The organism is Phreatobacter aquiterrae (genome assembly GCF_053471285.1).
In genome coordinates this window covers 45,775-68,723 of record NZ_JBJPHW010000004.1, presented here as the reverse complement: position 1 = coordinate 68,723, position 22,949 = coordinate 45,775, and the positions used below count along the sequence as shown (strand labels likewise).

Genomic DNA, 22,949 nt, shown 5'->3' with positions numbered 1-22,949 from the left:
CGTCAGCCTTCCCCGGTGGGGGCCGGCTGCGGCGCCGCCTTGGGCCCACCGGTGGAGACGCCGACGAGGGCGGGCCGTAGCACGCGCTCGCCGATGACGAAGCCGGCCTGCACGGTCTGCACCACGGTGCCCTTGGGCAGTTCGGCGTTGGGAATCTCGAACATGGCCTGATGCAGGTTCGGGTCGAACTTCTGGCCGTCCGGCTCGATCTTCTTCACGCCGTGCTTCTCCAGCGTCTTGAGAAGTTCGCGCTCGGTCAGGTCGATGCCCTCGACGAAGGCTTTGAGCGGTCCGTCGGCCGGTCGGGCGTCCTCGGGGAGGGTGTCGAAGGCGCGGCGCATGTTGTCGGCGACGTTGAGCATGTCGCGGGCGAAGGAGGTCACGCCGTAGGTGCGGGACTCCGCCACCTCGCGCTCCGTGCGCTTCCTCAGGTTCTCCATCTCCGCCAGGGTGCGAAGCATGCGGTCCTTCATGTCGCGCGCCTCGGCGCGGGCGGCCTCCAGCAGGGCCGGGCCGGCATCGGCAAGCGTCGCTTCGGTTTCGGCGGCCTCGGCGCTCTGGTTCGCCTCGTCGATCGGCACTTCGTCGTGCCCGTTCTTCGGGTTGGTCATGGCAACTCGCCTGTGGTGAAAAGGTTGGCCCGGATATCGAGGCTTTGCGCCGCAAAATCAAGAGTTCCGCGAGGCCGCAGCCATCCATGACCGGTCAGGGACCATGCTCACCGCGATCGAGGAGCTACCATCAGCAATGGACGCACCCGCCTTGCAGCCAGCCGGCCGCAACTCGGGCGCGCAGATCCGTCAGCTGCAGGGATTGGCCCTGAAGGTGCAGGTGTGCCGCCTGTTGGGCGTGCTGCCCGTCGTCGAGCACACCGCTGCCTGCTTCTGCTGGGCCCTGACCCAGCGTGCATAGGCGGCACCGTACTGGTTGCCGGCGTTGAGCTGCCAGGCCGCGCGGGCGGCGAGCTGTGCCGCTGCATTGGTGCGTGAGGGCAGTCCCTGCCCACTGACCTGCGGCTTGCAGTCGGCGAGCGCTACCGTGGACGTCAGGGTCAATGCGGCGATGACGACCAGACATGGCCGTATCATGCGCCGGCCGAGACCTGCGTGAGGAAGAGCGGTCATTGTTGTGATCCTTCTCGGGCTGTCCCCGAATGGGGCGGAGCCACCTCGACGCAGCGCCCTTTCGCCCCGGATAGCAAGCTGAATGCGCCAGGCCGGATGCCCGCACGGTCCATGGGTTGTCGACGGGCTCAGCGGGCTGCCGAGACGTGCCGCAAGAGTTCGGCTCCCGTCATCCGCAGGTCCGGGCGATGGCGTTTGACGAGCGCCGCCACCCGGGCATTGGCCGGAGCCTTGCCGCCACGGGCCTCGGCCAGCCTGACCACCGCCCCGGAGAGATCGTCGATCTCGGTCGGGCGTCCCGCAGCCACGTCGTCGGCCATGGAGGAGCGCGCCGTCGGGGCAATCGTCAGCATGCCGGCGGCGATGCGCGCGAAGGCCCAGGTCGGAAGCCGCAGGATGAAGGGGATGAGGCGCGGCGGTGCAGCCCCGACCTTCGCCGGATGGATGCCGGCCGCCTTCATGGCGGCGAGGGCCTCGTCCTGCAGCAGGGCCAGCACGCGCCGGTGGTCGCGGTCCATGAGTTCCTCGCGCAGCGGCAGGCCGGAGAGGGCGTTGACGGGATTGTTGAGGTTGAGAAGCAGCTTCCCCCACTGCACGGAGGTCATGTCGGCAACGCAGTGAAGCGGCAAACCCGCCCTGTCGAAGACGGGGGCGATGGCGCGCGTCGAAGCATGGTCCTCGGCGTGAAGGACGCCAGAGGTGGTGCGGCGGGCGACCAGGCGGCCGTTCGCATCCGGGTCGAGCGTGACGTTGAACGGCACCATGCCTGCGAGAGCGACGAGGCCGGGGGCGGCCGCGCGGATGCGCGCGCCATTGTCGACGCCGTTCTGCAGCGACAGGATCGGCGTGCCGGCGGCGAAGGCGCGGCCCGCCTCGCCGGCGGCGTCCATCGTTGCGCCGCCCTTGGTGCAGAGGATGAGGAAGGGGTCGGCGCCGGCCAGCGCGGCGGCCTCCGGCACTGTGGTGGCGACCCTGTAGCGGTGGGGCGACAGGGCAGTCTCGCGCCCGTCGATGTCGCCGACGACGAGGCCCCGGCGGGCGAGAGCTTCGTGACGCGCGCCGCGGGCGACGAAGACGACGTCTGCGCCGGCTGCCGCCAGCAGGCCGCCGACATGGCATCCGATGGCGCCGGCTCCGATGATGACGAAGCTCTGCGCCATGGCGGCTCCCATCAGGCCGTGAAGCGCGGGCGCTCCAGCCCTTCGCGCAGGTGGGCGGCGGTGACCGTGTTGGCCATCAGCAGCGCGATGGTCATGGGACCGACGCCGCCCGGCACGGGCGTGATAGCGGCGGCATGCACGGCGGCTTCCGCCGTGGCGACGTCGCCGACGAGGCGCGTCTTGCCTTCGCCGCGCTCGGGCGCGGGAATGCGGTTCACGCCGACGTCGATGACGACGGCGCCCGGCTTCACCCAGTCGCCGCGGATCATCTCGGGGCGTCCGACGGCGGCGACGAGAACGTCGGCGCCGCGGCAGACGGCGGGAAGGTCGGCGGTGCGCGAATGGGCGATGGTCACCGTCGCATCGCGCTGCAGCAGGAGCTGGGCGACCGGCTTGCCGACGATGTTGGATCGGCCGACGACCACGGCGTGCTTGCCGGCGAGCGAGGGGCCGAGGACGCTCTCGATGAGGATGAGGCTGCCGGCCGGTGTGCAGGGCACCAGCGCCCTGGCGGTGGCGCCCGATCCCAGCAGCCCGACATTGATCGGGTGGAAGCCGTCGACGTCCTTGGCCGGGTCGATGGCCATCAGCACCGTCTCGGCGTCGATACCCTTCGGCAGCGGCAACTGGACGAGGATGCCGTCGATACCGGGGTCGGCGTTCAGGCGGGCGACAAGGGCGAGAAGATCGGCCTCGCTCGTCGTGTCCGGCAGCGTGTTCTGCTCAGAGCGGAAGCCGGCGGCATCCGCCTCGCGGCCCTTGTTGCGGACATAGACCTGACTCGCCGGGTCCTCGCCGACCAGCACCACGGCAAGACCGGGCGGGCGTCCCTTTGTGACGCGGAAGGCGTCGGCTGCCGTCTTCACCTGCGCCAGCACGCGGGCGGCGACGGCCTTGCCGTCGATGATCGTCGCGGCCACCGGTCAGACCCGCATCGGCATCAGCACATAGAGCGCGCCGGGGCCCGCGGGGTCATGGATCAGCGTCGGCGAACCGGGATCGGCGAGCTTCAGCTCCACCGTGTCGCCATCGATCTGGCTGGTAATGTCCAGCAGGTAGCGCGAGTTGAAGCCGATATCGATGCCGTCGGCCTCGTAGGAGACCTCGATCTCCTCCGTGGCGCTGCCTGAATCCGGGTTGGTGACCGACAGGGTCAGCTTGCCGTCGGTCGCGGAGAGCTTCACGGCGCGGCCGCGCTCGGAGGAGACGGTCGAAACGCGGTCGACGGCGGCGGCGAACTCACCCTTCTCGACGGTGAGGATCTTGTCGTTGGCCAGCGGAATGACCCGGGCATAGTCGGGGAAGGTGCCGTCGATGAGCTTGGAGGTCAGCACCGTCTCGCCGAAGCGGAAGCGGATCTTGGCGGTCGACAGCTCCACCGTCGCCGAAGCGTCCGGGTCCTCGGCGAGGCGCTGCACCTCCGCCACCGTCTTGCGCGGCACGATGACGCCCGGCATGCCGACGGCGCCGGCCGGGGCCTCGAACTCCACCTGCGCCAGGCGGTGGCCGTCGGTCGCCACCGCGCGGATGAGGCTCTGTCCGCCCTTCTCGACGACATGCAGGAAGATGCCGTTCAGGTAGTAGCGCGTCTCCTCGGTGGAAATGGCGAACTGCGTCTTGTCGATGAGCCGCTTGAGGTGACCGGCCGGGACCTGGAATTTGTGGCTCATCTCGCCGGCGGCGATGTCGGGGAAATCGCTCTCGGGGATGGTCTGGAGGGTGAAGCGGGAGCGCCCGGCCTTCACCACGAGGGTGCCCTTGTCGCCCAGCATTTCCAGTTGCACCTGCGAGCCGTCGGGGAGCTTGCGGACGATGTCGTAGATCATGTGGGCGGGAACGGTGGTTCCCCCGGCGCTCGCCACCTCGGCCGGCAGTGTCTCCACCACCTCGATGTCCAGATCCGTCGCCTTCAGGCGCAGCGAAGCGCCATCCGCCTTCATCAGCACGTTGGAGAGGACGGGAATCGTGTTGCGGCGCTCGACGACGCGATGCACGTGGCCGAGGGATTTCAGGAGCTGGGCCCGCTCGACGGTGACCTTCATCAACAATGCTCCAACAGACGGCCGGGCGCGGACGGCGCCCCGCCCCGAAAACAAGGGGCGTCAGTCAACCCCGCGCCGCAACATGATGCAAGGGCAACTCCGCCGGCGAGCGGCCTATCCACGTGCTTTTCGCCCTGAAGGCGGCCTGTCCCGCCCGCCTGCGGCCCCACAGTGGGTACTCGCGCGCTGAAACGCGGTGCCTCCCTTGCCGCCAAACACCCGACACACGATCTCTCTATCGAGAGAAGCGCATCTGCCAACCTCTCGGGGGCGAGAAGGAGACAGTCATGTCCAGTCATCGTATGCCAATCCGTCCCGGCCTCGCGGCCGCGGTTCTGGCCGGCGCCCTGGCGCTTGCCGGCGCCGTTTCGGCCCCCGCCACCGCCCAGTATTACGGAGGCGGCGGCGCCCATAGCGGGCGAGGAGATACCGACTCCCGCAACAACCGCGTGACGGTTTCGATCCGTGTTGTCACGGTCGGCGACTTCTGCGTCAGGGCCATCGAGGCGGTCGGCTACGACCCCCGCCTGAACACGCGGCTGTATCGCATCGGCTTCGATTCCGGGCCGATGACCTCGCTCGGCGTCACCGCCTACGAGAACGCCTTCTCAAGCGCCCGCACCCAGGGTGACGCGATGGCGGCGCTGTCGGCGGCACATTATGACGCGCGGCCCTATCGCCGCGGACCCGGCGCGTGCTGAACCCGCCGGTAGCCGCTGCTCGCCGCGATTCCTGACGCGTCGCCTCAGTCGTTGAGGCGGCGCTTCAGCACTTCCACCTCTTCGCTCAGTGCGGGGTCCTGGCCCACCAGGCCCTCGATCTTGCGCACGGCATGCAGAACGGTGGTGTGGTCGCGCCCGCCGAAGCGCCGGCCGATCTCCGGCAGCGAGCGCAGCGTCATGGTCTTGGCCAGATACATGGCGATCTGGCGAGGCCTCACCACCGTGGCGGTGCGGCGCGCGGACAGAATGTCCGAGCGGCTGACATTGTAGTGCTGCGCCACGATCTTCTGGATGTCCTCGATCTTGACGCGCTTCGGCTCGGCGATGCGGACGAGATCGCGGATCGAACGCTCGGCCATCTCGATGGTCACCGGCTGGTTGGTCAGGCGATTGGTGGCGATCAGGCGGTTGAAGGCGCCGTCGAGGTCGCGGCCGTTCTGCGTCACGTTCTTGGCGACATAGGACATGACCGCCGGGGGGACGTCGAAACCCGGATGCTGGGCGCGGGCATGGGTGAGCTTCTGCCGGAGGATGTCGAAGCGCAGGTTCTCGTCCAGCGCGCCGATCTCGACCGTCAGGCCGCCGGCGAGGCGCGAGCGCACCCGTTCGTCAAGGTTCTCCAGATCCGACGGCGGACGGTCGCCGGCGACGACGATCTGGCGGCCGGCATCGATCAGGGCATTGAGCGTGTGGCAGAACTCCGCCTGCGTCTGCTTGCCCTGCAGGAACTGCAGGTCGTCGATGATCAGGAGGTCGATGTTGCGAAGCGCCTCCTTGAAGGCGATGGCCGTCTGGTTCTTCAACGCTGCGACGAAGCCGAAGGTGAACTTCTCTGCCGTCAGATAGAGGACGCGCCGCCCGCCGGCCTGGGCCGTGCCGGCCACGGCCTGCAGAAGGTGCGTCTTGCCGAGCCCGACCCCTGCATGGATGTACAGCGGATTGAACAGCACGGCGTCGGTTGGACGCGACTGGGCGACCTGAAGCGCCGCGGCGCGGGCGAGTGTGTTGGAGCGGCCCTGGACGAAGGTCTCGAATGTGAGGCGCGGGTCGAGCGGCGAGCCGCCGAGCGTGTTCTGCGCCGCCGACAGATGCGGGCCTGCCGGAGCGCGTGTCGCCACCGGCTGGGACGACGCGCGGGAGGCGTCCTCAACCACGCGCGGCCGGATGACCGTGCGGGCGCTTGCCGCCGTGCGGACCGTCACGTCGATGGTGATCGGTTGACCGGCTTCCTCCGACCAGCGTGCGATGATCCGGTCCTTATAGTGATGGTCGATCCAGCTCTTCAGGAAGCGGGTCGGGACCGACAGGCGCACCGCGCCATCCGTTGCGGAATCGATCTCGATGCTCTTGAACCAGCTGGAGAAGACATCCTCTCCAAGCTCGGCGCGAAGGCGCCGGCCGACCCGCTCCCAGATTGCTCCTGCGCGCATGGCATCGCTCATCGTATCGGTCTTGTTTTCGTTCGGTTCGCGGACGGGTTCGGGACTGGCAAACACGGGGTTCTCCAAGAGAGTCCGGTGGACATGAAACGGGGTACGCGGTGATCGTCGAAGGTCGGGGAGGAGGCCGGGTCGCCGACTAGGGCTGGACCCAGGGCAGGCCCTCGGCCTTCCATCCGGCCTTGGTGCCCCGCCGCCTCTCGGCGTCATGAGGACCTTCGAACCCTCCGGCGACGTTATAGCAGCGGGCAAAGCCCGCCGCGGTCACCGCGATGGCTGCGGCCTTGGACCTGACGCCCGAGCGGCAGAGGAAATAGAGCGGCGCGTCCGCGGCGACGGCGCGTGCCGCAAGCTCGCGGCGCAGGTTTTCGACGAAGTCCGGGTTCACCGTCATCGACGGAAAGACCTGCCATTCAATGCGGATCGCATCGCGGGAGGCCCCGGAGAGATCCGGCGAGCCGACATAGGCCCACTCGGCCGTGGTGCGCACGTCGACGAGCTGGGCGGATGTGTCCCGCATCAGCGCGTCCAAGCTTTCGCCTGGCGTTGCGTCACCGGCATAACCGGCTTCGGTCGAAAGCGACATTCATCCCCCGCGCGGCCGTCAACCGCCCGCGCGCCCCCTGTCAGATGCAGTTGTTCAGCTCGATTGCCAGAGCCGGCTGCAGTCGATCGACCGCAGCGCGGATCATCTGCCTCCAGGCTCCATCGCGAATACTGGCGCTGTTGGTGGGATGGATCGTCCTCTTCAGAGACAAAGCATCCCCGGACCCGTTTTACCGGGTTCCACACGCCAACTCTTCGATGAAGCCCGGGGTGGCCCCCCCGAGTGACTTGATTGATACACAGGGGCCTTCGGCGCGGCAACGGATTTCCATTAACAAATGGTTAAAGCGCCGTGCTTGACTCCCTGCCGATTTTGAGGTTGCGGGACCCGCCCCAACAAGCCTCTGATGAATCGGCAAGTTTCAGGTTCCCTTTGCCGGCGTCAGTCCTCGCCGGTGCCCCGGGAGGGCTCGACGAGGCGGTGTGCCAGGCCCGGGATTCCCGATGTTACGGGACCGGAACGACCGTCCCCCGGCTAAGCATCTGATTTTCATCCTCTTTGCCGGTTCGTGCTTAGCCGGATCAGCGACACCCTCCGTGCCACGGAAGGGGTCGGCTCAAAAAAAAAGGGTTGACCTGACTCTGTTGCGGAATCGCCACGGCTCCCCAGCGTCACCCTCCGGCGCATGCCGCAACGACAAAAAAGCCCGGCGCAGCGCCGGGCTTTCGGGTGGGCTTGAAAGGAGTATTGCCGCGCCCGCAGGCGCCGGCGCTCAGGCGCCGATCTTGGCGACCCGGGTGGCGAGGCGGGAGACTTTCCGCGAGGCCGTGTTCTTGTGCAGCACGCCCTTCTGGGCGGCGCGCATGATCTCGGGCTGGGCGGCCTGGAACGCGGCAGAAGCTGCCGTCTTGTCGCCGGTGGCGATGGCCTCCTCGAGTTTGCGCAGGAAGGTGCGCATGCGCGAGCGGCGGGCCTGGTTGACTGCAGTGCGCCGCGCGATCACGCGGGTAGCCTTCTTTGCGGAAGCCGTATTGGCCATCGATAGTGTCCCGGCGCTGGCCCCGCATCGATCGGGGCGCAATAAAACGAGTGCGGCGGCACGGGGCCACCACGGATCGGCGTGTATAGTCGCGTGGTTTTCGGCCGTCAACCGCAGACTTCGGCCGTCAACCGCAGAAGGGGACCGATCTGCGAAAATCGCGCGGGACCGGACCGACGGCGCTGACTAGAACAATGGCCCCGTCTCTCGCGCCCCGAGCCCGCATGTCCGCCCCCCCGCAGCGCAACTTCGTCATGGTGGTGTTCTGGATGGCGGGGACGCTCCTGTCCTTCTCCGCCATCGCCCTGTCCATCCGCGCCCTGCACGGAACCTATACGGTGTTCGAGATCCTGGCGCTGAGGAACATCGGGGGGCTCGTCATCCTGCCGGCCATGGCGCTGCTGGCGCCGGAGGCGGGGCAGCGCCTGGCGGCCACCCGGCCCGGCATCCACCTGATCCGCAACACCATCCATTTCGGCGGGCAGGCGCTGTGGGCCTACGGGCTGACGGTCCTTCCGCTCGCCACGGTCTTCGCGATCGAGTTCACCACGCCGACCTGGGTGGCGATCTTCGCCGTCCTCTTCCTCGGCGAGCGGATGACGCTGCCGCGGCTCGCCGCCCTCGTGCTCGGCTTCGTCGGCGTGCTGGTGATCCTGCGGCCCGGCCTCGACAGTTTCCGGCCGGAAGCGCTGGCGGTCGCCGCCGCGGCGATCTGCTTCGGCGTGCAGCAGACGACGACCAAGTTCCTCACCGCCTCCAACTCCACCTGGACCATCATGCTGTGGATGAACCTCATCCAGCTGCCGCTCAACCTCGTCGCCAATGCCGTCATCGGCGAGCCGGTGTGGTTTCTCGGCAAGATGGATGTCGCCCAGTGGCTGCCGCTTCTCGGCATCTTCATCTGCGGCTTCACCGCCCACTACTGCCTGACCAACGCCTTCCGCCATGGCGACGCCATCGTCGTGACGCCCATCGACTTCATGCGGGTGCCGCTGATCGGCCTGATCGGCTGGCTGGTCTATGCCGAGCGGCCGGAGCCGGCGGTGCTCCTCGGCGCGGCCATCGTCGTCGCGGGCGTGCTGATCAATATCGTCTTTGAATCGCGCACGCGCGGCCGTGCGCAGGCGCCGACGCGTCCCGAACCGGGACCGAAAGGTTAAGGCGCGGACCGGGGCGGGTCGTGGCGGGGCTTGCAGCGCCGGGCAGCCGGTGTGTCCTGCTGGCGGAAGATCTGATCTTCGGTTCGCATGAACGGACCCGCAACAGAGCCGCGTCAGCGATTCGGTCATGCTCCGTTCCCGTCCCGGTCCGCAGGTTAACTGTGGGGCGGAGCACGGCCCCGCCCCGACTTCTTCCTTGCATCCGGCCCCCCGGATCGGTTAGGCAGGAGCAACCGCGGTCCAGAACCGCCTTGTCGAGGAACGTCCGTGCCGATCGTCCGTGCGCCCGCACCGATCAGCCTTCGCGCTTTCAGCGCCACGCCCTCGCTTTCCCTCCTTCTGCTTATCCGCCCCTGAGCACCGGCAGGGCCTTATGGCCTTGGCGCTCAGGGGATCACACCACCGCAACCCGCAACGAGGGGCATGCGAAGTGAGGCGTTGATCGCCGCCGCGGCCCGCAGCAAGGACTGGTACCATGACCACCACCACGAGCGCTTCCGGCAAGGACCGCGTGTTCATCTTCGACACCACCCTGCGCGACGGCGAGCAGTGCCCCGGCGCGACCATGACGCTGGAGGAGAAGCTGCAGGTCGCCGATCTCCTCGACGAGATGGGCGTCGACATCATCGAGGCCGGCTTCCCCATCGCCTCGATCGGCGATTTCGAGGCGGTCGTGGCGGTGGCCAAGCGGGTGAAGAACGCGGTCGTGACCGGCCTCGCCCGCGCCGGCATGAACGACATCGACCGCGCCGGCGAGGCGGTGCGTCATGCCCGCCGCCCGCGTATCCACACCTTCCTGTCCACCTCGCCCGTGCACATGAAGCACAAGCTGCAGAAGGAGCCGGACGAGGTCCTGGCCATGGTGGTCGCCTCGGTCACCCGCGCCCGCAACCTGGTCGAGGACGTCGAGTGGTCGGCCGAGGACGGCACCCGCACCGAGCATGATTTCCTCTGCCGCTGCGTCGAGGCGGCGATCAAGGCCGGCGCCACGACCATCAACATCCCCGACACGGTCGGCTATACCGCGCCGCAGGAGTACCAGGCGCTGTTCGAGATGGTGCGCGCCCGCGTTCCGAACGCCGACAAGGCGATCTTCTCCGTCCACTGCCACAATGACCTCGGCATGGCCGTTGCCAACACCATCGCCGGCGTTCAGGGCGGCGCCCGGCAGATCGAATGCACCATCAACGGCATCGGCGAGCGGGCCGGGAATGCCGCGCTGGAAGAGATCGTCATGGCGATCAGGACGCGCAACGACATCTTCCCCTATGAGACCGGCATCGACGCGAAGATGCTGACGCGCGCCTCCAAGCTGGTCTCGACGGTGACGTCCTTCCCCGTCCAGTACAACAAGGCCATCGTCGGCCGGAACGCCTTCGCCCACGAGAGCGGCATCCACCAGGACGGCATGCTGAAAAACACCCAGACCTACGAGATCATGACGCCCGATTCCGTCGGCGTGAAATCGACCTCGCTGGTGATGGGCAAGCACTCGGGCCGCAACGCCTTCAAGGACAAGCTGAAGAACCTCGGCTACCAACTGTCGGACAACCAGCTGGAAGACGCCTTCGTCCGCTTCAAGGAACTCGCCGACCGCAAGAAGGTGATCTACGACGAGGATATCGAGGCGCTGGTGGACGAGAAGATCGCGCACAGCCAGGACCGCATGAAGGTCATGTCGCTGCTGGTCGTCGCCGGCACGATGGGGCCGCAGGCTGCGACCCTGACTCTCGACCTCGACGGCGTGCACAAGACCGTGCAGGCCTCCGGCAACGGCCCGGTCGATGCCGTGTTCAACGCCATCAAGGCCATCGTGCCGCACGAGGCGGTGCTGGAACTCTATCAGGTGCATGCCGTTACCCAGGGAACGGATGCGCAGGCGGAGGTTTCGGTGCGGCTGCAGGCGGACGGCAACACCTTCACCGGCAAGGGCGCGGATCCCGACACGCTGGTCTCCTCGGCCAAGGCCTATCTGTCGGCCCTGAACAAGCTGATCGCCAAGCGCGAGCGCCTGCATCCCCAGCACGGCACCGTCGCGGCGGAGTAGGCAGACCCGGATGCGTATCGGCATCGATCTCGGTGGCACCAAGATCGAGGTCCTGGCCCTGGATGACCAGGGCCGGGAGCTCCATCGCCGCCGGGTGCCGACGCCGCGGCACGACTATGGCGCCATCGTCGCGGCGATCGCCGGTCTGGTGACGAGCGCGGAGAGCGAACTCGGCATGACCGGCACTGTCGGCGTCGGCATTCCCGGGTCGATCTCGCCGGCCACGGGCCTCGTCAAGAACGCCAACACGACGGCCCTGATCGGTCATCCGCTGGACAGGGACCTGGAGGCGGCCCTCGGCCGTCCGGTACGGCTGGAGAACGACGCCAACTGCTTCGCCCTGTCCGAGGCGGCGGACGGCGCGGCCGCCGGCGCCGGCGTCGTCTTCGGTCTGATCATCGGCACCGGGGCCGGTTCCGGCATCGTCATCGACGGCAAGGTGCTGCGCGGCCGCCACCTGATCGGCGGCGAGTTTGGGCACAATCCGCTGCCCTGGCCCTCCGTCGACGAGGTGGTGACGGCCCCGGCCTGCTATTGCGGCCAGAAGGGCTGCCTCGAGACCTGGGTCTCGGGCACCGGCTTTGCCGAGGACTACCGACGCGCCACCGGCGAGGCTGTGCCGGCGCCGGAGATCGCCGCCATGGCGATGGCGGGGGCTGCGGCGGCGCGCGCCTCCTACGAGCGCTACGTCTCGCGCCTGGCGCGCGGCCTCGCCCATGTTGTCAACCTGATCGACCCGGATGTCATCGTCGCCGGCGGCGGCATGAGCAATGTCGCCTCGCTCTATGCCGACCTGCCGCCGGCCATGCGCCCCTATGTCTTCTCCGATTCCTGCACCACGCCCATCGTCAAGGCACGGCACGGGGATTCGTCCGGGGTTCGCGGCGCGGCCTGGCTCTGGCCGCCCGGTAACCCTGCCGGGTGAGCCGCCGCAGGCCGTGGCAAAAAAGCGTCAGGCATTCTGGACAGGGTGCATCGCCTCTGCTAGTGACCCGGCTCCCGCGCGGCAATGCCCTGCGGGCGTGGGTGATTAGCTCAGTTGGTAGAGCAGCTGACTCTTAATCAGCGGGTCGAAGGTTCGAGTCCTTCATCACCCACCAAACATCATTGTCGTTCACGTCAGACTTTCGATCGCGGACAGCGCGGGCATCCCTGCGCACCATCGCATGGCGTGTCGCCCCTCAGGGCGTCGCGCATCAGCAATATTGTGCAACTCCCGTTCATGCATGGGCCGAAGCCGGCAAGGGCTTCGCCGCCGTCGCGAGAGATGTGAGGCTGCCCTCCCGCACAATCGACTCCATCCCGGATCGTCCCGTCGCACATTCCGCTGCTGCTGCCGTAGAGCAAAAATCCCCAGATCCACCTCGCATCGACCCCAACGGCACCCGTCGGGGGGCAGGGTGAAGACATTTCCGGAACCGGCATTGTGACGGATTGGAATTTCCCAGTCGGCACCGCGCCAGAAAAAACCGCCTGCACGGCCGTTTGTCTTACGTAGGGTTAACGCACGTTTCATCTGTTTGATGCATTTATCAACCATTCTTCTATGTACGGAGCCGTACGAATGTTTGGATTTGGAAGCGGTAAGGACAGTGCGGCGAAACTGGCGGCGCTCGACCGGTCGCAGGCGATCATCGAATTCGAGCCCGATGGAAAGATCGTTACGGCGAACCGGAATTTTCTGGACGCACTCGGCTATACCCTCGGGGAGATCGAGGGCAAGCATCACTCGATGTTCGTCGATGCCGGGGAGCGCGACAGCGCCGCATACCGAAGCTTCTGGGACGAGCTGCGCGCCGGCAAGTTCCAGCAGGCGGAGTACAAGCGCATCGGCAAGGGCGGCAAGGAGATCTGGATCCAGGCCACCTACAATCCGCTGCTGAATGCCTCCGGCAAGGCCTATAAGGTCGTCAAGTTCGCCACCGACGTGACGGCCGAGAAGCTCAAGAACGCCGATGTCCAGGGCCAGCTTCAGGCTATCCATCGCGCCCAGGCGGTGATCGAGTTCGATCTCACCGGCAAGATTCTCACCGCCAATGACAACTTCCTGAAGACCCTCGGCTACGGCCTCGAGGAGGTTGCCGGCCAGCATCACCGCATGTTCGTGGCGCCCGAGGACCGCGACAATGCGGCCTATCGCGAGTTCTGGGCCGCACTCGCCCGCGGCGAGTTCCAGTCGGCGCAGTACAAGCGCATCGGCAAAGGCGGACGGGAGGTCTGGATCCAGGCGACCTACAACCCGATCTTCGACATGAACGGCAAGCCGTTCAAGGTGGTGAAGTTCGCCACCGACATCACAGCCGAGATCAAGGAACAGCACAGGCGCAAGCAGGTGCAGGGTCAGATCGACACCGACCTCGAGGCCATCGGCGAGTCCGTGACCAGCGCGACCAGCGAGGCGACGGAGGCCGCGGCGGCTTCGACGCAGACCAGCGGCAATGTCCAGGCGGTCGCCGCCGGGGCCGAGGAACTCGCGGCATCGGTGAGCGAGATCAGCCGGCAGGTCACCCATTCCCGGGAGATCTCGATGCAGGCGGTGGAGCAGGCAGCGAAGACGAACGATATCGTCGCCGGCCTCTCGGTCGCCGCCCAGCGTATCGGCGACGTGGTGCAGCTCATCAACAACATCGCCGCCCAGACCAATCTCCTGGCGCTCAACGCCACCATCGAGGCGGCGCGGGCGGGCGAGGCCGGCAAGGGTTTCGCGGTGGTCGCTTCCGAAGTGAAGAGCCTCGCAAACCAGACCTCGAAGGCAACCGAGGAGATCAGCGCGCAGATCACATCGGTGCAGTCGTCGACCGAGGGCGCGGTCAACGCCATCGGCGACATATCCTCGACGATCTCCACAATCAGCGAGATCGCCACGGCCATCGCCACGGCTGTCGAGGAGCAGAGCGCGGTGACCGCCGAGATGTCGTCCAACATGCGTGTCGCGGCCGAAGGCGTCACCGCCATCTCGCAGTCGATGAGCGCGATTGCCCGATCGACCAGCGACATCGACGTCGCCGCGCAGAAGGTGCGCGAGGCGTCGCGGTCGATCGCCTAACGGGGGGCTGACCCGCACCATGGACGAATTGCCTGCCGACAATGTCGCCCCGTTCCCCTGGCGGGAACGGAGCGACCTCCAGGCCTCCTCCCATGATCCTGTTCTCCGCGCATTCGACAGGACGATCGGGCAGATCAATGCGCTGTCCGTGATGATCCTCGAGGCCGGGCTGGCAGGCGATGACAGGAACCAGGCCATGGCCTATCTCTCCACCGCCGCGACGCGGATGCTGCAGGCCAATCTCCTCTATGTCGAAAAGTGCATTCTGCCGGAATCCGCCGGCGCCGTCATCGTTGCGGCGAGGTCGACGTCTCCGGAGGTCGAGGAATTCAAACCGCCAGACGCCTGATCAACTGGTTTGTCGCCAGTAATCCCGTTCGCATGAATTGCGATTCTGCTGAATTTGACGCTGACTATGATCTGTGAACCAATCACACTAGGTGATTCCCCCGATCATTGATATCATGTCGCAAATTCTCGTCCGATCCCTCAATCAGGATACGCTCGGGCCGCTGGAGCGGACCGTTTCGGCGGCATGGTCCGGACTGGTGGTCCAGTCGAGCCGCCGCGCGTCCGACTACAGCATCAGCTACAAGAGCCGTGCGACGCAGCACTATCTCGCGCTCCATCACTTCCAGCGCCGCGAGGGCGAGACGCATATCGAGGGGATTGCGCCCTCCACGCTGACGGACCTGCGTGGCAAGCTCACCCAGATTCCCGCCGGATATTCGGCCGAGGCCTGGACGGTGGAACCTTCGAACAGCGGCCATGTGACCATGCTGTTCTTCGAGCCGGAGAAGCTGTCCGAGGATCTCGGCAAGCTCTACACGGCGACGGCGCCGCGACCGCGCCTCTTTTTCGAGGATGGGGACCTCGCCGACGCGCTGGCGAAGCTCGACCGTCTGCTGACCAGCGATGGTGACCTGAACGACCTCTATGCGGAATCGCTCGGGCTCTTCATCAGCGCCCGCATGCTGGAGCTGTCGCGCGCCGACATGGCGCGTGCGCGCCCGGCCCTCAGCTCGCGTTCACGGATGGCGGTGCTTGAGGACTACCTGCGGTCCAATATCGGCAAGCCGGTGTCCATCGAGGAACTGGCCCGCCTCGCCGGCCTCTCCCGGTTCCACCTGATCCGGTCCTTCCGCGACGTCTTCGGCCTGACACCCTATCAGTATTTCCTGCGGCTGCGGATGGACGAGGCGCGACGCCTGCTGCAATCGACGAACCTGCAGGTCTCCGAGATCGGGGCGCGTGTCGGCTTCTCCAGCAGCACCCAGTTCGTCAAGATGTTCCGCGCCATCGAAGGCGTCACTCCGGGGAGCCTGCGCCAGCGCTGAGCGGCGGCCGGCAGGCGCTTCCGCATCAGCCCGCAGGCGGTTCGGTGTCCTTCGTCCCGGGCTTCGGGAACATGCCCGATCCCGGTGTCTTCTCCTCATCGATGAGGCCGGGTCGCGCGTGCGGACCCTCGGGCGGAACGCCCCTCGGCGCCGCCTTCGGCTGGCTCTTGGGAGGGATCTGTGGCGTCGGTCCGGTCTTGGTCATGACCGAACAACGCGTGAGCGGGCCCGTGGTTCCCGCATCAGCCCGCCGCCTTGGCCGACTGTCCGCCGTCACCGAGCGCGCGCAGCGCGTTGAGGATCACGGCGACGTCGATGACCTCCTGCAGCAGCGCGCCCTGGACAGGGGAGATCAGTCCGAAGGCGGCAGCGATCATGCCGGCCACCGACAGCCCGATGCCCACCGCCACGCTCTGGACAGCGATGTCGCGCGACCGCACGGCGATGGCCAGCGCCTCCTGCACGCGCCCGAGATGATCGACGAGCAGCACCACATCCGCCGTCTCCGAGGCGGCGGAGGAGCCCGTGGCGCCCATGGCGACGCCGACATCGGCGGCGGCGAGGGCCGGGGCGTCGTTGACGCCGTCGCCGACCATCATCACCGGGCCCCTCTCGCGCTCGGCCAGAACCACGGCGACCTTGTCCTGCGGGGCGAGTTCGGAGTGGATCGCGTCGACGGGCAGGTCGGCCGCCATGGCTTCGGCGACGCCGCGCCGGTCGCCGGTCGCCAGCACGATGCGCTCGATCCCCTGCGCGCGCAGGCCCGCGAGAATCTGCGGCGCGCCCTTGCGCAGTTCATCAACCATGAGCAGGCCACCGGCCAGCCGGCCGTCGATGGCCACCGCCACGACGACGCCGCTTCCGGTCTTGAGGCTGCGCAGCCTCGCGGCGTCCTCGTCCGACGACAGGGCGGTGACGTAGCCGACGCCGCCCACCGAGACGGTGCGGCCGTCGAGGCGGCCGGTCACGCCCTCGCCGGGAACCTCCTTGGCATCCTGCGGAACGGTGAGGACGAGGCCCCGCTCGGCGGCCTCTGCGACGAGCGTGCGGGCGAGGACGTGCTTGGAGACCTGGTCGACGGATGCGGCGAGGCGCAGGAGTTCGTTCGGCGTCATGCCGTCGAACACCACTTCCGAGACGATGCGCGCCTGTCCATGGGTCAGGGTCCCGGTCTTGTCGAGGATCAGCACCCTGACGCGCGCCAGCGCCTCCAGCGCCTTGCCGCCCTTGATGAGGATGCCGCGCGCGGCCGCGCGCGACAGCCCCGCCACGATCGCCACCGGAACGGCGAGGATGAGCGGGCAGGGGGTCGCCACCACCAGCACGGCGACGGCGCGCACCGGATCGCCGCTGGCGAGCCAGGCCGCTGCGGCGATCACCACGGCGACGACGAGAAAGACGATGGCGTAGCGGTCGGCAAGGCGTGACATCGGCGCCTTCGACCGCTGCGCCTGTTCGACCATGCGGATGATGCCGGCGAAGGTGCTCTCCTTCGCGACACGCTCGGCACGCATGTCGAAGGGACCGCCGACGTTGAGCGATCCGGAGATGAGGGGCTCGCCGGCCTGCCGCTGGACCGGCAAGGATTCGCCGGTGATGGCGGATTCATCGATGACGGCGACCGTGCCGCTGACAGAGCCGTCGACCGGGACGACATCGCCCTGCCGGACGAGCAGCCGGTCGCCGACAGCCACGGCGTCGAGCGGAACCTCCTGCAGGCCGCCGGCGAGGTAGCGCATGGCCGTGCGCGGCGCGCGCGCGAGCAGGGCCGACATTTCCCTCTGCGCCCGCCGTTCGGCGAAGGATTCGAGGTTCTGCCCGCCCGCATACATGAGCGCGACCACCGCGGCCGCCAGCGTCTCGCCGACCGCGAGCGCTGCCGTCATCGACAGCAGCGCGACGATGTCGAGGCCGACCTCGCCGCGGCGCAGGCTGGTGACGATCTCGGCCGCGAGGGCGAGGATGACCACCGCGGTCGCCGCGGTCCAGACCGGATCGGCCCATTCGGGCTGCCCGAGCCAGCGGGCGAGGAGACCCGCCACGAGGCCCGTCGCCGGAATGACGACGAGATAGGATTTCAGCCGGGTCAGCAGCATGGCACGGTCCATCGCGCCGGGGCTTCGGGGAACATCGGCATCTCCTGCAACGGCCGACCGTCAGCCCACCGCTACAGGACCCTGTAGCAGAGTAGAATGATTCAAAACAAATCGTCGTGCGGCAGGGCGAAGCCGTCCGGGCCCGGTTCTCAGGCCCCGGCGCGGGCCGCCGCCAGATAGCCGTCGCGCAGGTGGCGCTTCACCAGCTTGCCGGTCGGGGTGCGCGGCAATTCCGCCAGGAAGTCGATGGTCCGCGGGCATTTGAGGGCGGAGAGCCGCGACCGGCAGAAGGCGATGAGTTCGGCGGCGAGATCCGGTCCTGCCAGCGCCATGTCGCGCGGCTGGACGACGGCCTTCACCTCCTCGCCCATCTCGGCATTGGGAATGCCGAAGACCGCGACGTCGGCGACGGCCGGGTGCAGGATCAGGGCGTCCTCGGTCTCCTGCGGGTAGATGTTCACCCCGCCGGAGATGATCATGTAGGCCTTGCGGTCGGTGAGGTAGAGGTAGCCGTCGGCATCGAGGTAGCCGATATCGCCGAGCGTCGACCAACCGCGGTCGTTGTAGGCTCCTGCCGTCTTCGCCGGGTCGTTGTGGTAGGCGAAGGCCGGGCCATCGGCGAAATAGACGGCGCCGATCTCGCCCACGGGCAGTTCCTCGCCATCCTCGCCGAGGATTTTCACCTTGCCGACCAGCGGACGCCCGACCGTGCCGCGATGGGTGAGCCAGTCGGCGGAATTCACCACCGTCACCCCGTTGGCCTCGGTGCCGGCGTAGTATTCCATCAGGATTGGGCCCCACCAGTCGATCATCGCCGCCTTGACCTCGACTGGGCAGGGGGCAGCGGCATGGACGGCCGCGTTCAGCGACGACAGGTCGTAGGCGTGGCGGACCGCATCGGGCAGCTTCAGCATGCGCACGAACATGGTCGGCACAAGCTGCGAATGGGTTACGCGATGCCGCTCGACGAGGCGCAGGAACGCCTCCGCGTCGAACTTCTCCATGATGACGGAGGTGCCGCCGAGGGAGGCGACCATCATGTTGTAGCGCAGCGGAGCCGCGTGATAGAGCGGCGCCGGCGAGAGGTAGATGCTTCCCTCGCCCATGCCGCACATGTCCTGGCAGAGCAGTCTGAGCAGCGGCGAGAGCTGGCCGACGGGCTGGTGTTCGAACGGCTTCTTGACCCCCTTGGGCCGCCCTGTCGTTCCCGACGAATAGAGCATGTCGAAACCCCCGGTCTCGTCGGCAATAGGGGACTCCGGCATGGCGTCGCGCTCGTCGTTCCATGAACGGAAGCCGTCCCGCCGGCCGCCTGCGATGAACAGGGCGAGGCCCGGGTCGCCGCGCACGGCGTCGACCTGACCCGCCGTCTGCGGCGTCACGACGAGCACCTTCGCCCCGCAATCCCTGACGATGTAGGCGATCTCCTCGGCGGTCAGGTAGCGGCTGATGGCCGTGTAGTAGATGCCCGAGCGCTGGCACGCCCAGCACAGCTCCATGAAGGCGAGCGAGTTCTCCATGATGAAGGCGATGTGGTCGCCTGCCCTGAGGCCGAGCCGGCGCAGGAGATGCGCGCCCTGGTTCGAGCGGCGGTCGAGTTCGCCGTAGGTCAGCGCCTCGCCGGAACCGGCCATCAGATAGGCGATCCTGTCGGGCGCCACGGCCGCGTGGCCGGACGGATGGGTGGCGGTCGCGGTCATGGTGTTCTCCTCCCGGGACGACGGCTTCGGGCCGCTCTTGCTCGGTATCCAGAAACGACGAAGCCGCCCGTGGGCGGCTTCGTGAAGGTCAGGCTCAGAGCGCCTCGACGATGGTGACGTTGGCGATGCCGCCGCCCTCGCACATGGTCTGCAGGCCGTAGCGCTTGCCGCGGGCCCTGAGCGCGTGGACGAGGGTCGCCATCAGCTTGGTGCCCGAGGCTCCCAGTGGATGGCCGAGCGCGATGGCGCCGCCATTGACGTTGAGCTTTGCGGGATCGGCGCCGGTGTGCCTCAGCCAGGCGAGCGGCACCGGTGCGAAGGCTTCGTTGACCTCGTAGAGATCGATGTCGCCGATGGTCATGCCGGCCCGCTTCAGCGCTCGGTCGGTCGCTGGCAGCGGCTCCTCCAGCATGATGACCGGGTCGCCGGCCGTCACCGTGAGATTATGGATGCGGGCGATCGGCTTCAGGCCATGCGCCTTCACCGCCCTCTCGTTGGCGACGATGACGCCGGAGGCGCCGTCGCAGATCTGGCTGGCATTGGCGGCGGTGATGACGCCGCCCTCGACCAGGGTCTTCACCGAGCCGATGCTCTCCATTGTGGCGTCGTAACGGATGCCCTCGTCACGCAGATGCATTTCGCCGTCGACATCCACGCCGACGATTTCTAGTCTGAAGGCGCCCGCCTCCGTGGCGGCGGCGGCCCGGCGGTGGCTCTCCAGCGCGAAGGCGTCGAGTTCATCGCGGCTGAAGCCGTATTTCTTCGCGATCATCTCGGCGCCGGTGAACTGGCTGAAGCCCTGGACGCCGAAGCGCTTCTGGATGCGCTGGGAGAAAGGCCCTTCGCCCACACCGGCCTTGGCGTAGAGCGCGACGTTCGAGCCCATCGGCACCCGCGTCATGCTCTCGACGCCCGCCGCGATCACGATGTCCTGCGTGCCGGACATCACCGCCTGCGCCGCGAACTGCATCGCCTGCTGCGAGGAGCCGCACTGGCGGTCGATGGTCACCGCCGGAACGCTCTCGGGTAGCTTCGAGGCCAGCACGATGTTGCGGCCGACGTGGAAAGCCTGCTCGCCGCCCTGCGTGACGCAGCCGACGATGACGTCCTCCACGGCGGCGGGGTCGATGCCCGAGCGGTCGACCAGCGCGTTCAGCACCTCGGCGCCGAGATCGGCCGGATGCCAGCCGGCGAGCTTGCCGGCCCTGCGGCCACCGGCCGTGCGCACTGCTTCGACGATATAGGCCTCGGCCATGGCTGCTTCTCCCTTGTCCGGGCGGCCCTTGGTCAGGCGCCCCGTTTCATTCGTTCACAGCGCGTGGTCGTGCTTCCAGTCGCGCTTGATCTTCTTGGCCAGCGACCATTTGTGCACCTCGGTCGGGCCGTCATAGATGCGGAAGGCACGGACCTCGCGGAACACCTGCTCGACGATCGTGTCGCCGGAGACGCCCATGCCGCCCATGACCTGGACGCAGCGGTCGGCGATGCGCATCAGCGCTTCCGACACGGCGACCTTCGCCATGGAACTCTCGGTGGTGCCGAGCGAGCCTGAATCGAGCACGCCGGCGCACCAGTCGATCATCAGCTCGGCCTGCTTCAGGTCGATGAGGTTCTCGGCCAGCATGAAGCCGACGCCCTCGTGGTCGACCAGCAGCTTGCCGAAGGCCTCGCGGCGGCAGGCATAGTCGGTGGCGATCTCGTGCGCGCGCCGGCACGCGCCGAGCCAGCGCATGCAGTGCGACAGGCGCGCGGGCGAGAGCCGCACCTGGGCATATTTGAAGCCCTCGCCGCTCGCCCCCAGCATCTGGTCGGCGGGGACGCGCAGGTTGTCGATGGTGATGACGGCATGGCCGCCCGGCATGGAGCTGTCGATGGTGTCGAGGACGCGATCGATGCGGATGGCCGGATCGGGAAGGTCGACGAGGAACATGCAGGCGCCGTCGTCGGATTTCGCCATGACGATGCCGACCTTGGCGCCCTCGGCCCCGGTGATGAAGGTCTTGCGGCCGTTGATGACCCAGTGATTGCCGTCGAGGCGGCAGGTGGTCGTCATCATCGAGGGATCGGAGCCGGCGCCACCATCCGGCTCGGTCATGAAGAAGGCCGAGCGCGAGCGGCCTTCCACAAGCTGCTTCAGGAAGCGCTCCTTCTGAGGCTCGGAACCGACCTTGCCGAGGAGGTACATGTTGCCCTCGTCGGGGGCGGCGGTGTTGACCGCCACAGGCCCGAGCGGCGACAGGCCGCTGCGGATCAGCACGTAGGCCGTCTCGACCTGACTCAGATGGTCGCCCTCGCCGAGGATGTGCGGTGTGAGGACGCCTGCGGCGCGCGCCTTCTCCCGCAGTTCGAGGACGAGGTCCTCGGAGGGGCCGTGGGGACCGAGGCGCGGGTCGCGCTCGTAGGGCACGACGACCTCGCGCACGAAAGCCTCGACCTTGTCGGCGATGGCCTTGGCGCGCGGCGTCGCGCCCGCCGCTTCGGGCGCGGCGGCGGCGCTCATTTCGGCGACATACGGATGGCGCCGTCGAGGCGGATGGTCTCGCCGTTCAGCATGGGGTTGGCGACGATGGCCTCGACCATCATCGCGTACTCGTCGGGGTGGCCGAGGCGCGAGGGGAAGGGCACCTGGGCGCCGAGCGAGTCCTGCGCCTCCTTCGGCAGCGAGCCCATGAGGGGGGTGAGAAACAGGCCGGGGGCGATGGTGACGACGCGGATGCCGAAACGGGCGAGTTCGCGCGCGATGGGCAGCGTCATGCCGACGATGCCGCCCTTGGAGGCGGCATAGGCCGGCTGGCCGATCTGGCCGTCGAAGGCGGCGACCGAGGCCGTGTTGACGATGACGCCGCGCTCCTCGCCGATCGGGTCGGCGGTGTGCAGGCGGGCGGCGAACTTCGACAGCACGTTGAAGGTGCCGATGAGGTTGACCTGGATGATCTTGTTGAAGTCGGCGAGGGGCAGGGGCGAGCCGTCGCGGGCGATGACCTTGGCCGGCGGGCCGATGCCGGCGCAGTTGACGCAGATGCGGGCCTTGCCGTGCAGGCCTTCGGCCTCGGCGAGGGCCGCGTCGACGGCCGCCTCGTCCACCACGTTGACCTTGACGAAATGGCCGCCGATCTCGGCGGCGTGCTTGCGGCCGAGATCCTCGTTCAGGTCGAAGATCGTGACCTTCGCGCCGGCCTTCGCCAGCCGCGCGGCCGTGGCCCCGCCGAGCCCGGAGGCTCCGCCCGTGACGATTGCTGCCGTGCCCCGTGCATCCATGATCCGTCGCCTCCTGCGTCCGGCCATCGGTTTGCCCGACGGCTGCGCTGTTTCGCTGGGTTGATGGCCAGCACCTTTGTCGGGGGACGGCGGATGGTCAATCGGTCGAGCGGGGGATGGAAGGCGGCGTGGTGCTGTCTGCTGCTGTCATGATCGTGAGACGGGCAGGCGTAACATCCCGGTGATGCTTGGCGCTTCGTCTTGTTGCGCCTGACAAATGGCCATACATACC

General features: G+C 67.8%; 20 protein-coding genes and 1 tRNA gene. 8 read left to right on the top strand and 13 right to left on the bottom strand.

What is annotated here, in order from left to right; translation table 11 throughout:
• Positions 1 to 2 precede the first annotated feature (2 nt).
• The 5 genes from grpE to dnaN all read right to left on the bottom strand — a co-directional run bounded on the left by grpE (position 3) and on the right by dnaN (position 4,326).
• Positions 3 to 611: a nucleotide exchange factor GrpE gene (gene grpE / locus ACJ4V0_RS07830; RefSeq protein WP_448299014.1), complete on the bottom strand. Its 609-nt coding sequence runs from the start codon at positions 609 to 611 to the stop codon at positions 3 to 5.
• 189 nt (positions 612 to 800) lie between these two features.
• The gene (locus ACJ4V0_RS07825) at positions 801 to 1,124 is read right to left on the bottom strand and encodes a hypothetical protein (protein WP_448299013.1); all 324 of its coding nucleotides are present in this window, start codon (positions 1,122 to 1,124) and stop codon (positions 801 to 803) included.
• A 128-nt stretch (positions 1,125 to 1,252) separates the two neighbouring features.
• Positions 1,253 to 2,284, bottom strand: a complete 1,032-nt coding sequence (locus tag ACJ4V0_RS07820) for a 2-dehydropantoate 2-reductase (protein WP_448299012.1) — start codon at positions 2,282 to 2,284, stop codon at positions 1,253 to 1,255.
• An 11-nt stretch (positions 2,285 to 2,295) separates the two neighbouring features.
• A complete protein-coding gene (gene folD, locus ACJ4V0_RS07815; RefSeq protein ID WP_448299011.1) occupies positions 2,296 to 3,204 on the bottom strand; it encodes a bifunctional methylenetetrahydrofolate dehydrogenase/methenyltetrahydrofolate cyclohydrolase FolD in 909 nt (302 codons plus the stop codon).
• A 3-nt stretch (positions 3,205 to 3,207) separates the two neighbouring features.
• Complete coding sequence (dnaN, locus tag ACJ4V0_RS07810; protein ID WP_448299010.1) at positions 3,208 to 4,326, bottom strand: DNA polymerase III subunit beta; 1,119 nt, start codon at positions 4,324 to 4,326, stop codon at positions 3,208 to 3,210.
• Positions 4,327 to 4,613: 287 nt separating this feature from the next.
• Between dnaN and ACJ4V0_RS07805 the strand changes: the two genes are divergently transcribed.
• Positions 4,614 to 5,027 (top strand): hypothetical protein, encoded by a 414-nt coding sequence (locus tag ACJ4V0_RS07805; RefSeq protein WP_448299009.1) that lies wholly within the window; start codon positions 4,614 to 4,616, stop codon positions 5,025 to 5,027.
• A gap of 44 nt (positions 5,028 to 5,071) precedes the next feature.
• On the opposite strand, the gene dnaA is transcribed toward ACJ4V0_RS07805, so the two are convergent.
• From dnaA to rpsT, 3 genes are all read right to left on the bottom strand, one after another.
• Complete coding sequence (gene dnaA, locus ACJ4V0_RS07800; protein WP_448299008.1) at positions 5,072 to 6,478, bottom strand: chromosomal replication initiator protein DnaA; 1,407 nt, start codon at positions 6,476 to 6,478, stop codon at positions 5,072 to 5,074.
• A gap of 148 nt (positions 6,479 to 6,626) precedes the next feature.
• Entirely contained in the window at positions 6,627 to 7,073 is a 447-nt protein-coding gene (locus tag ACJ4V0_RS07795) for a rhodanese-like domain-containing protein (RefSeq protein WP_448299007.1), read from the bottom strand.
• A 733-nt stretch (positions 7,074 to 7,806) separates the two neighbouring features.
• Positions 7,807 to 8,073 (bottom strand): 30S ribosomal protein S20, encoded by a 267-nt coding sequence (rpsT, locus tag ACJ4V0_RS07790; RefSeq protein ID WP_448299006.1) that lies wholly within the window; start codon positions 8,071 to 8,073, stop codon positions 7,807 to 7,809.
• Between the two features lie 224 nt (positions 8,074 to 8,297).
• Between rpsT and ACJ4V0_RS07785 the strand changes: the two genes are divergently transcribed.
• The 7 genes from ACJ4V0_RS07785 to ACJ4V0_RS07755 all read left to right on the top strand — a co-directional run bounded on the left by ACJ4V0_RS07785 (position 8,298) and on the right by ACJ4V0_RS07755 (position 15,663).
• Entirely contained in the window at positions 8,298 to 9,233 is a 936-nt protein-coding gene (locus ACJ4V0_RS07785; protein WP_448299005.1) for a DMT family transporter, read from the top strand.
• A 475-nt stretch (positions 9,234 to 9,708) separates the two neighbouring features.
• On the top strand, positions 9,709 to 11,280 hold the full coding sequence (locus tag ACJ4V0_RS07780) for a 2-isopropylmalate synthase (protein WP_448299004.1): 1,572 nt from the start codon (positions 9,709 to 9,711) through the stop codon (positions 11,278 to 11,280).
• A gap of 10 nt (positions 11,281 to 11,290) precedes the next feature.
• Positions 11,291 to 12,205 (top strand): ROK family protein, encoded by a 915-nt coding sequence (locus tag ACJ4V0_RS07775; RefSeq protein ID WP_448299003.1) that lies wholly within the window; start codon positions 11,291 to 11,293, stop codon positions 12,203 to 12,205.
• A 99-nt stretch (positions 12,206 to 12,304) separates the two neighbouring features.
• A tRNA-Lys gene (locus tag ACJ4V0_RS07770) sits at positions 12,305 to 12,380 on the top strand.
• A 464-nt stretch (positions 12,381 to 12,844) separates the two neighbouring features.
• Positions 12,845 to 14,326, top strand: coding sequence for a methyl-accepting chemotaxis protein (locus tag ACJ4V0_RS07765; RefSeq protein ID WP_448299002.1), 1,482 nt, complete (start codon positions 12,845 to 12,847; stop codon positions 14,324 to 14,326).
• Positions 14,327 to 14,345: 19 nt separating this feature from the next.
• Positions 14,346 to 14,675 carry a hypothetical protein gene (locus tag ACJ4V0_RS07760; protein ID WP_448299001.1) on the top strand — a complete coding sequence of 110 codons (330 nt, stop codon included), beginning with the start codon at positions 14,346 to 14,348 and terminating at the stop codon, positions 14,673 to 14,675.
• Between the two features lie 115 nt (positions 14,676 to 14,790).
• Positions 14,791 to 15,663, top strand: coding sequence for a helix-turn-helix domain-containing protein (locus ACJ4V0_RS07755; RefSeq protein WP_448299000.1), 873 nt, complete (start codon positions 14,791 to 14,793; stop codon positions 15,661 to 15,663).
• 242 nt (positions 15,664 to 15,905) lie between these two features.
• On the opposite strand, the gene ACJ4V0_RS07750 is transcribed toward ACJ4V0_RS07755, so the two are convergent.
• From ACJ4V0_RS07750 to ACJ4V0_RS07730, 5 genes are all read right to left on the bottom strand, one after another.
• Positions 15,906 to 17,759, bottom strand: coding sequence for a heavy metal translocating P-type ATPase (locus ACJ4V0_RS07750; RefSeq protein ID WP_448298999.1), 1,854 nt, complete (start codon positions 17,757 to 17,759; stop codon positions 15,906 to 15,908).
• A gap of 149 nt (positions 17,760 to 17,908) precedes the next feature.
• Positions 17,909 to 19,459 carry an acyl-CoA synthetase gene (locus ACJ4V0_RS07745; RefSeq protein ID WP_448298998.1) on the bottom strand — a complete coding sequence of 517 codons (1,551 nt, stop codon included), beginning with the start codon at positions 19,457 to 19,459 and terminating at the stop codon, positions 17,909 to 17,911.
• Between the two features lie 94 nt (positions 19,460 to 19,553).
• On the bottom strand, positions 19,554 to 20,714 hold the full coding sequence (locus ACJ4V0_RS07740; protein WP_448298997.1) for an acetyl-CoA C-acetyltransferase: 1,161 nt from the start codon (positions 20,712 to 20,714) through the stop codon (positions 19,554 to 19,556).
• A gap of 54 nt (positions 20,715 to 20,768) precedes the next feature.
• On the bottom strand, positions 20,769 to 21,959 hold the full coding sequence (locus ACJ4V0_RS07735; RefSeq protein WP_448298996.1) for an acyl-CoA dehydrogenase family protein: 1,191 nt from the start codon (positions 21,957 to 21,959) through the stop codon (positions 20,769 to 20,771).
• Positions 21,956 to 22,717, bottom strand: coding sequence for an SDR family NAD(P)-dependent oxidoreductase (locus ACJ4V0_RS07730; protein ID WP_448298995.1), 762 nt, complete (start codon positions 22,715 to 22,717; stop codon positions 21,956 to 21,958). The genes ACJ4V0_RS07735 and ACJ4V0_RS07730 overlap by 4 nt, the downstream gene beginning before the upstream one ends.
• Positions 22,718 to 22,949: the final 232 nt, after the last annotated feature.